Source organism: Enterobacter sp. HMSC16D10 (genome assembly GCF_001807145.1).
Taxonomy (GTDB): domain Bacteria; phylum Pseudomonadota; class Gammaproteobacteria; order Enterobacterales; family Enterobacteriaceae; genus Enterobacter; species Enterobacter roggenkampii.
The window spans coordinates 1-9,597 of sequence record NZ_KV787848.1 but is presented as its reverse complement, the minus strand read 5'-3'; the positions used below and the strand labels follow the sequence as shown (position 1 = coordinate 9,597).

The window sequence follows — 9,597 nt, the reverse complement described above, 5'->3', positions numbered from 1 at the left end:
TTTGCTGTTTGTTTTTGGCGACCAGCTATCGCACGCTTTCGCCCTCAGGGAGGACAAAATCTGCTTACTGATGGCTTAACCATGAGTAAGAAGACTTGGGAAGTAAAGCAGGGGTTTCCCCCTGCCTTGTTATGCCGCTTTGAGGTGGCGAGAGAAAAAGTCCCTGGTTTGCTGGATAGCGCCCCGGAGAAGTTCTCGTCTGTAGCCAGCGTAGCTCTTGTCATCACTGGCAACGGTCAAGCCGTGCAGACTCTCTTCACCCAGGACAATCTCGTTTTCACGAGAGAGTACCTCAACACGTAGGCCAAGCACTCGCTCTTTCCCTTCCAGGATAGAACAAATTGTTTGGTCTCTTACTTCGTCATCCCAGTGGCCCATATCGAAATCCCGCTCAGGGAGTTCAGTAACACGCACCAGGTAGTTTTCAGTGGCCCGTTCCCAAACCACTTCATCTTCGCATGGAGAGGCCTCGATCAGCGAGTACCCGTCCGCTTCGAGCTTCTTGGAAAGACTTTTTACATCATCCGCCAGCTCCAGCACAAAGCGTTCCCAGAGGTCTTGCCAGCGCTCGACCATATCCTGGTTAATCCCTTCAATGCCGGTGCCAATCATGGAATCATCATCAGGGAAGATCCCTGTGAAGTCCACGTTGTCGTCGATGTTCATGCAGTTCCAATGGCTGTAGTGATGCCCGTGACTATTCCGAGTAATGGACAGGTCACAGGAACCATATTCGCGGAGGACAGAAAGCATATTCTCAATGTCTTTCTGTGCCATCAGGTTCTTCACGCGGCTGACAGCATCCACTTGGCCGGGCTCAGTGCTGAATAGGCGATTCATGAGAGCTTTGACGTCATCAACGCTCAAATCCCCGTAGAAGGCTACGCCATCCCCCTGGCAGTATCCGAGACTGTACTCAATCGTCAGATCATCCGGGTATCCACACTTAACCAGTTCGTTTTGAAAATGCTGTTTAATCATTGGTATCTCCTTAATTTCAGAGGGAGACACCATCCCCTCAGGGACCGATGTCCCCCGTGGGGTTAATGTTTGGGTTAAGAAGCCTTGCGGCTTAATTCAGTATCAAATCGAGGACCTTTGAGAACCGCAGTTTTCATAACCTCGAAGTTTCTTGGGTAACGCAGCTTTGAAACTGCGCCAGCTCGGATGTCGGCAGCCTCACTTGGAGAGACTAGCCTTAACCCTTCGCTGGTTTCAGCGTAGAACCAACCGGCATAACGCTCATAGGCATTCTGCTGGTACTGTTCAGTCGCCATATTCTTCCGGATCGCCTCTGTTAAGGCCTCAACAACACCGTCATCTTTCGTGATGATGTTGAAAACATGAGAGACGGTCAGGAAGTTCCCAAAGAAGCAGGCTGCCCCAAGCCAAGGCTGGAACATTTCGCCATTTCGCCCCGTCCTCACCATTGGTTCAAACGGGTATGGGCGATAACAGTGATACTGCTCAAACATCGGGTCAAGAACGTTGTCACCCAGGACATCCAGTAAAGTCTGAATGCTGTCCGGGTCTTGGCCTGCCCACTTACTCCCATTGCTGAGAATCAGTGTTTTACCGTCAGTACGCTCCAGAGCTTGTTCAAAGTTAGACATAGTGCATTCCTTTTGGTTAGGACGCACCACACCCTCTCGGGATGATGCGCCCGAGTGGGTTAGTTGAGAAGGCTTAGCCGTCAAGTCCGTAAATTACGGCGGAGCCGGGCTCCATCTCGACAACTTGTGCGCTTCCTTCTTCTATCAGCTCCTGCATGTAACCAGACTCAGCATCCGGATTACGTTCGCAGTGTTCGTCCCAGCGTTTCAAAAGCCCTTCTGTGGCTTGTCCGTGGGTCTCACCAAGGCCGATAAACTCATAGTGTCCTGTGTTTACGATGATCACCACCATAGCTAGTGCTCTCCTACAGGTCACTTGGTACATACAGGTCATCTTTGATGGCAGAAAAATCGACAGGAGACTGGTCCCCATAGGTTCGATTCACGCCACCAGCATCATCGACACTGACAAAAACCGTGCGGAGTAAACCGCTGGGCTTTGCAGGGTAAACGATGCTGACATGCTGACCTTTGTACTGTTCTGACAAAGTGCTTTGAAGCTCATCAACCGAACGGAATTTCCGGTCGCGGCCAAAGTCCTTAATCTTGATGTCGCCAGGGATTGGATTAGTCATCGTTACCCCCTGCCAGCAGTTTATCTACTGAATGGCCGAGTCCGTTACCAAACCATTTGTCCAGAGCGTCGATTTCCGGGAAGTCCGATTTCACCTGAGCAACAACACGTTCCATTTTGCTGAGAGCATCCTGGAACTCAAGGCCATTACCTGCGGCCACCTCAAGTTTGCACTTGATGTAAGCGGAGTAGGTATCACAGGCCTTAACCAGTGATTGTTCATAGCCACCGGGAGCGAAGGCTATGGCGACTGCATCCTGGAGTTCTTCGGGAAGAGTCTGGATGAGTTTGTCCTCTGCGGCCTTTTCCAGTCGTTCAAACTCACGCTGCAAAACAGCGTTTGCTTTCTTGACCGGTGTTACAACATCCGAACAGAGAACCTCGGCTGCATCATGCAACGAAGCATGAGCAAGCATGACTGCCAGATCCACCGACTTCCCTTGCTGAATGGCAATATTGCCAGCCAGGTAGGAAAGCAGGGTAACAACAGCGCTGTGTTCCAACACAGACTCCGGTTGAACAGAGTGCATCAGTGACCAGCGTTTGATCAGGCGTTGGCGCAAGGCCAGAGCTAGAAAGCCGAAATTTGAATTAGACATAGTGCCTCCAAAATTGGTTGGAGGTACACCAAAGCCGACCGGGCCTTGGTGTACCCGGTTGGGTTACTTAGTTATCTCGGGTCAAGCTGCTTAGCTATAGCGAGTAAAAACGGATGGAATGGATGATCTTGCGGGACACCCCCAACAAGCTCACGGGCTAAACCGACTGAGTTTGTAGCCAACACCTCTTTGACGGCCAGAATGATTTCATTGTCGATTTCATCCTGGGTCTTTCGTTGTTGGTCCACCAGCCGACTTAACTTGTCTAGGCTCATGCTTCTCTCCTTTGTTTGTGGGAGAGAACCCAGGAGGGGTTTCCTCCCGAGGGGTTAGGTTATTGCTGTTTTGGGCCAGCTACCGTTATAGCCAGCAAGCGCTGACAATGAACAAAGAGTATGACAGCCACCTAAAAGGGTAAAACGCTGTAATTGCCCTTTTGGGGTGCAAAAGAAAAAGCCCTCCCGAAGGAGGGCTTTTTATGCGGCCAAGGACAAGCCTTGCTGTCCTCTTTGCAACTCTGTGTCGTCGCGGCGATGTAAGCGTTGAACCGCCTTGATCATCGTTCTGACATGTCGCTCCAAAGAGGCTGGATGGCGTTTTGACAGTAGGTTGATCCAGTCGAGATAGATAGCAAGCGCCGAACCTTCGGTTAGGGCTGCCTGTATCGCCTCATACTGCCCTACGGCACTCTGGACCACATCATTCACCCACTGGGCGTCAGTATTGTCCAAGAGCTCGCAGAGGGCCGTATAAGCCTTCCTTCTGGTCGCGGCCATGTAACGACGAATGTTGGCGTTTCCGCTCCCCTCTCGCCCTTCCATGACGCTCATACAGAATGCGCTGGAGTAACAAAGCATCGCGTCAGTCACGTAGTTAAACCATCGCTCCTGATGCCGTTTCTGTTCTTCCATTGCTTCCTGGTCAAGTTGCTTCTCGATGAACAACCCCGTCGGAGTACGGTGGTGCAGATGGTACTTGAACGTTAAGTGCAAGTTGACCCACCAGCGTACCGTTGCCAGTCTTCCCTTGATTTTTCGCTTCACCAGATCTTTGTACTTAGCATCGCTAAGCACTTTGACATCCTTGCGCTGTTGGATTCCTTCCATCGTCTGTAGCCCTGTAAGGCCCATCTGGTGGTAGGTTTGACCTCTTTGCATCATACGGTGATACAAAGCGCCTTTTCCTTTCGCAAGCTGGATTGCTCCGAACCGAAGGTAGAACTGCGCTGCACTACCGGGCGTATAATGTCCCTTTAGTACAGACTCCCTTAGTCGCGGGTATTCGTTCCAGATGATGAACGCAGCGGAGTCGGGATCGACTTTCACTTCATCATCTTCTGCGAAGCAAACCACCCTTCTCTTTCCGTCTGCGGTATTGATCACTTGCGCTGCCAACGGGTCATCCCCGCCGTCAAAGTAAGCCATTTCCGCTAACGGATCGGCCAAGCCATCAGAAAGCGAACCATCGCCCCAGCGACCAACCTTCAACCACAATGGCTTCGGAATTGGTGACTGAGGAACGGTTTCACACTGCGGCTCGTCTTCCAGCAAGTCCAGATCACCCATCGACCAAACCCTGTGGTAAATCTCCAGGGCATGGAAAGGCTTATCATTGAAATGATGGAAGGCCCACATGAAGTCGATATGGACTAAAGCCTCTTCCGATATGATCCGGAATTGTGGCTCTGCCATTCGACGGTTCCAGTCGTTATCCTCTGCTTGACCAGTAGCCAGCTTGTATGCCAGCTCATCAGCTCTCTTTTGCTCCATGTAGTCCATGCTGCAACAGACATGAAGCAATCGTTCTAGGAAAACAGGACTGTAAACGTCCGGCTGTATTTTGATGTATCCGCCCTCGTAAATCGTTCGACCTACGGGATGGCGGTCTTCCCATGCGTACCGGCGTTTTGCCAAGTAGCGCTGGATGCGGTTCAGCCCCGACATATAGCCATGCCTTTCAGGGTCCGTGGCAAGCAACGTCTCCATTGACTTATCCAACCCAACAGCCTGGCAAGCCCAGCAACCGAAGCGAGCGCCACAGGCGTCACTGGCCTTCTTCTCTGTTGCCGACCACACGCACTCCCCTGTTGCCGCCTTGTAAAGCTCTGCCGTAGTGACATTGCTCTCCAAGTAACTTGGCAGAGGATATGCTGAGCCCATGCCAGCGGATAGTAAGAACTCCCAGACATCACTCGCCAACCAGTTTTTCACCACATACAGCTCACCCCCATCTTTCGTCTTAATGACGCGATCTGAGCTTCCTCGCTGTTTTGCAATGTTGGCCGCACGAATAGTGCTTTCAGCATCACGACTGCCCAGCAAAAGGCAGACTTTCTGTCGAACCTCTTTGGGAAGCTCTCGCATATAAGCTGCCTTCGCTCTTTTGGCAGAGGTGATTTTTAAATCCTGGCTACACTGGCGGGCCGTGGAGTTGGAAAACGTAGGCAACCCCCTCCCAGTAAGGATTCGGCCCGTCCAACTCTGCGAGATCCCAGGCTTTGCTAGAACGATGGTCAGAGGAAGGTTTTCCTTCGCAATGAAACGCTCCAGCTCGGCCAGTTTCTGATCCGCCAGCCACCTTACCTCTGGGCTTTCGATCAGTGTGTCAGTGTGCAAGATGAAGTGGTGCTGGCTGATGGTCGCCCCACTCCTTACAGCCCGGATCAGGGCCATCAGGAACAGGTGCAAGACCGTTTCAGAATCTTTACCACTGGAATAGCCGATCATCATGGTCCACCCATCAATTAAGGCCGTGTGAATGGACTCAACCGATGACGTGATCAACGATGACAGACTGGTTCCTCTACTGGCATCAACGAAGTTCAAATCCTCGTTATCAGTCAGTTCTGACCAAACAGAATCCCACTTATCCCCACGCAAAAGCACTGGGATGGGTTGTTCTGATAGATCAAAGTTTAATGTTTGTTGCATAGGGCCTCCTGGATTAGCAGGGTGCCCATCCCTTCCGGGAAAGCACCCCGGTAGGGTTAAAATTGAATCCTGGCTATCAGACCTGAACTAGCTGCTACTCGACATCTGGTTGTCTTCGTATTGCTGCTTGGCCTGTTTCACCAGATCAATGTCACCGTCTTGCAGCTTTTGAATATCAAGCTGTAGACGAGCCTTGTGTTTCAACAGTTCAGCGACCGCATTATCAATGTGATCAATGAGCGATTGGTTTTTTTGGATGGTGTAACTGTTGAGTTCATCGAGCAGGGGCCATGCAACACTCGAATGAGTGTTGAGCAATGGGTACTCTGCTTCGATCTCACAAACCACACCGTTTGCTCCTTCTCTGTAATGAGGGAACCCGACACGCAGACCGATACGACGATCCAGCGCTGCATTTACAGTACATTCCAAAGAAGTTCGGTTTGAAAAAACATCGTTGACGTTTTTAGACATGCTATATCTCCGTTCAGTTTATGACGGAGCCCCCCTAACAGGAGGTGCTCCCGTCAGGGTTGATAATTTGCTGTTTGTTTTTGGCAGCCAGCTACCGCACTTGAGCGCCTAAGGCACTTTCCGAAGCACCCTGGGAAACCGAGATGCTTGGGAAAGCGCGGGGTTTCCCCCTGCGCTGATTACCCTTTTTAAGGGGCCGGTACGCCGATTTCTCGGCGCACTCAGGTTGAAGCTACACAGTCAAGAACCAACGTTTCATAGGGACGGTGATGTCTATCATCCCGTTTCCACATGGATTCTGGCCCCAGAATCTGTAGGTCGTCTCATAGAAGTCAAACTCAGACAAGGACTGTATCTGCGCTTCTGAGATCGGCTCAAATGGTCCACCGCAACCGATGTGCATATTGAGCCCATAATCTCGAAGCTCTAGCTCTCCGAGATTTAGCGTCTTCCCGCCCACACAAGCAACCAAGTTCTGGTTTCTGACGTCGCCTTCTTTGAACAGCAAAGCTGACTCATCGTAGCTCCCATATTGGTTGGTAAACTTCACAATATGCCCGTGCTTAGGTGAGGTTTGTTCCGACAACTCTTTCAGTAATCGCTTTACGCTTTGAAATCTCGCGTACAGAGCTGGCGTAAACTGCCCAGAGTAGTTCAAGTTTGGGCAGATCATTTCAAGCATCTCATCAGGTACAGATTCAAGCCCCATTTGCGCGGCCAATGGCTTCGCCTTTTTCAGACCTTCCTCAAGCACTCTCTGATTTACAAGTTGTTCTAATGTGTTCATTTGACTCTCCACTTTCGAGAGAGCAATGCAAGCCGTCTCCGGACTTACATTGCCCGTTAACGGCTTTATTGGTTTATCCCAAGAGGTACGGAGCTACGCCAGTCAGGAAGCCCATGACTCCCAACACAGCGCCAACCACGCCCAATTTGATTGACAGTTGGACACTTTGATCCGGATGGTTCCAGAACCACTGCCAGACTTCCCAGCGCCTGGCTCTGCGAACCTCAAGATTTACAGTGTCTTTAAAACGAACACCCAGAGCATCTACCGCATCGTAATCCAGCGCGACCGCCAGCTTTGTGATGGATAAATTCCCAGGGTTGCCCATCGCATACCGGAGAACCTTTGCTTTGGTCTCTGGGTTTACGATCATAACCGGCTCCCTCCTGAAAAAACGGGTCTTGTCTTTTCGCTTGGAATCCATGTTGCGGTTATGGAACCTGGCAATGCAGTGTTGAAGGCCTGAATCCTCGGGAGGTAAAGGCACAACAGTTTCGATTTTCATGATTACTCTCCTTTCGGATAGGCCGGAGCAAAGGCCTTTCGGCATTGCCCCGGTGAGTTACTAATGAACCAAAGATGAAGTGACCATGATTGCGTCTCCGGACATCATTACCGGGAGATATTCGCAAGGCTCATGGCCGCAGCTCTTTTTAGTTCCGTTAGGTGAATAGACAGCCAATTGACCATCCATAATGTTGAAGGGCATCCCCTGTTTTTTCGCTGCCGGTGACAGCTTGAGAGTGCCCTTTGCGTCAACCAATGCCGTTGCCCAATGGAAGTCTTCACCACCGATCACCGGCTGTGATTCATCCACGACTTCGACCATGATTGGCATCATTCCAACCCAGCTCCACAGGCTGTTCCCTAATGCGAGGGCTAAAGCCTCGAACGCGGGAAAGACTACCGATTGCCCGAGAATCTGGTGGGCAATAGTGTCCGACAGACCTTGGATGAGTTCCTCTGGTATCCCTTTCACTCGACAATGTTCTGTCGGTGTAAAGATGCGAGACAACTCCGGCTGTTCTGGATGAACAATGAAAGGTTCGGTACTTCTGCATTTTGCATAGTCCTTACCTATGGTGCCGCAAAACTCATCGTCGCCAGTCAGAAGCTGGCGAGAGAACCCCTTGCCAGCAGCTTTGTCTCTCAACTCCTTCTCAGCCAGATAGTCAAATGACTTCCAACGTTCAGAATCGAGCGGAACTGGCTCCAGGATGTCCTGTATGCGACTTTCCTTGGTGCGAACAGGCTGAACCTTCTCAAGTTCAAACCCGTCGATCCCGTGGGAAAGCGCAACAACACAAAGACGCTTGCGGCGCTCAATAACCCCAAACTCATTGCCGTCGAGAATGCGCTCTTGTAGGGAGTAACCCAACGAAGAGAGCACCGAACGAATCACTTCCATCGAAGCGGTGTTCTGGTACTCAGGCACGTTCTCAATCAGCACAACGGCTGGGTTTAGCGCTTCTACGAATTGCAGGAAGTTGAAGAACATGGCACCTGCCGCCTCATGCGATTCGGCAAACTCCAACTTGTTCTTACTGCGACCTGACTTTGACGCGCCGGTACACGGTATGCCCCCCATCAAAACATCCACCTGTGGTGGGCGTTTGCTGAGATTCACAGCCTGGATTGGCGATTCGATAACAATAGAATCTTCGTTCCAAAGCTCCGGGTTATTTGCCAAAGACGAATCGAGATATTTCCCTTCCATCTCCACGGCCACAGATATGGCACTGGCAATTCCCGCCTTGTGAAAACCGGCGTGAATCGCTTTATCAAGCACACCACCCCCATGAAAGAGGCTGCATACCGAAAGCGATTCTCCATTCTCCAGCTTACTGATAAGCCGGTTGACGCGCTCGATCACTCGCTCTTGTTGATGGTGAGCAGAGATCACAATTGCGCCGTTACGGATGAACACGCGGAGCATCTCTACACCAAAAAACGGTAGCAAGCTCCTGCACGGTCAGATCGATGATTGGAGACACCCGGCCATTGCGCTCGCGCTTACTGATGGTGAACTTACCCTCCTCTTTGACGCGAAGCACAACCTGGGAATCTTTCAGCTCCAGATCATACTTCATGCCAGGATAGTAACCTTCACGCAGTAGCTTTTGGCCTTCCAGCCAGACGCGCTTCTTGCCTCGATGTTCTCCTAACTTGGTGTTTACGATAGTAGCCATGAGCTCTCTCCTTTCGGTTGAGAGGCCACTACCGTCCCAATCGGGAAGTAATGGCCCCGATGGGTTTAAAGTGGTTCTCAGTTCACAGCGATGCCGTGAGACTGAATGGCATTAGCAAAGCCAGCCATTTGTTCAGGGAAGGTGTAGCGGTTGATGTCCTGGCTGCGAGCCAGATTGACATGCACCTTCTTCACCTTCGTTTCGTCAGAGTCGTACTTTTCAAGCGCCAGCTTCTCAGCTTCTTCCGGATCTCGGCCCAGCGAGTAGGCGTAAATCACAGAGGTGAAGCCAAGTCCTGAGCCGAATGCGTAGACTTGTTTCTCGAAATGGACGTCAGCGAAATAGATGCTGAATCCGGATTTGAGGTTATGTTTTTCCATGATGCACTCCAAATAGTTTGGGGGCGCACCACGTCCCGAACCGGGCGGATG

The 9,597-nt window shown here is 51.2% G+C and carries 13 protein-coding genes; all 13 read right to left on the bottom strand.

The annotated features are described in order from the left end of the window. Nucleotides 1–129: 129 nt before the first annotated feature. Nucleotides 130–981, bottom strand: coding sequence for a hypothetical protein (locus tag HMPREF3143_RS05670; protein ID WP_000595210.1), 852 nt, complete (start codon nt 979–981; stop codon nt 130–132). A gap of 74 nt (nt 982–1,055) precedes the next feature. After that, complete coding sequence (locus tag HMPREF3143_RS05665; protein ID WP_000064432.1) at nt 1,056–1,613, bottom strand: hypothetical protein; 558 nt, start codon at nt 1,611–1,613, stop codon at nt 1,056–1,058. Nucleotides 1,614–1,686: 73 nt separating this feature from the next. Next, a complete protein-coding gene (locus tag HMPREF3143_RS05660) occupies nt 1,687–1,905 on the bottom strand; it encodes a hypothetical protein (RefSeq protein ID WP_000260293.1) in 219 nt (72 codons plus the stop codon). 13 nt (nt 1,906–1,918) lie between these two features. Beyond that, on the bottom strand, nt 1,919–2,188 hold the full coding sequence (locus tag HMPREF3143_RS05655) for a hypothetical protein (RefSeq protein WP_000184110.1): 270 nt from the start codon (nt 2,186–2,188) through the stop codon (nt 1,919–1,921). After that, nucleotides 2,181–2,786: a 5'-deoxynucleotidase gene (gene yfbR / locus HMPREF3143_RS05650; protein ID WP_000071870.1), complete on the bottom strand. Its 606-nt coding sequence runs from the start codon at nt 2,784–2,786 to the stop codon at nt 2,181–2,183. The genes HMPREF3143_RS05655 and yfbR overlap by 8 nt, the downstream gene beginning before the upstream one ends. A gap of 71 nt (nt 2,787–2,857) precedes the next feature. Next, a complete protein-coding gene (locus tag HMPREF3143_RS05645) occupies nt 2,858–3,061 on the bottom strand; it encodes a hypothetical protein (RefSeq protein WP_000050848.1) in 204 nt (67 codons plus the stop codon). Between the two features lie 201 nt (nt 3,062–3,262). Beyond that, nucleotides 3,263–5,716, bottom strand: coding sequence for an adenine nucleotide alpha hydrolase family protein (locus HMPREF3143_RS05640; protein ID WP_001187970.1), 2,454 nt, complete (start codon nt 5,714–5,716; stop codon nt 3,263–3,265). An 87-nt stretch (nt 5,717–5,803) separates the two neighbouring features. Then, entirely contained in the window at nt 5,804–6,190 is a 387-nt protein-coding gene (locus HMPREF3143_RS05635; RefSeq protein WP_000042274.1) for a hypothetical protein, read from the bottom strand. A gap of 232 nt (nt 6,191–6,422) precedes the next feature. Continuing rightward, nucleotides 6,423–6,977: a hypothetical protein gene (locus HMPREF3143_RS05630; protein ID WP_001093868.1), complete on the bottom strand. Its 555-nt coding sequence runs from the start codon at nt 6,975–6,977 to the stop codon at nt 6,423–6,425. Between the two features lie 73 nt (nt 6,978–7,050). Then, complete coding sequence (locus HMPREF3143_RS05625) at nt 7,051–7,482, bottom strand: hypothetical protein (protein ID WP_000687894.1); 432 nt, start codon at nt 7,480–7,482, stop codon at nt 7,051–7,053. Nucleotides 7,483–7,542: 60 nt separating this feature from the next. Continuing rightward, the gene (locus HMPREF3143_RS05620; RefSeq protein ID WP_247753932.1) at nt 7,543–8,904 is read right to left on the bottom strand and encodes a DNA cytosine methyltransferase; all 1,362 of its coding nucleotides are present in this window, start codon (nt 8,902–8,904) and stop codon (nt 7,543–7,545) included. Then, the gene (locus HMPREF3143_RS26200) at nt 8,891–9,166 is read right to left on the bottom strand and encodes a hypothetical protein (RefSeq protein WP_254668421.1); all 276 of its coding nucleotides are present in this window, start codon (nt 9,164–9,166) and stop codon (nt 8,891–8,893) included. Before HMPREF3143_RS26200 ends, HMPREF3143_RS05620 begins: the two co-directional genes overlap by 14 nt. Nucleotides 9,167–9,243: 77 nt before the next feature. Beyond that, the coding region (locus HMPREF3143_RS05615; protein ID WP_254668420.1) for a hypothetical protein at nt 9,244–9,597 on the bottom strand (354 nt) is incomplete at its 5' end.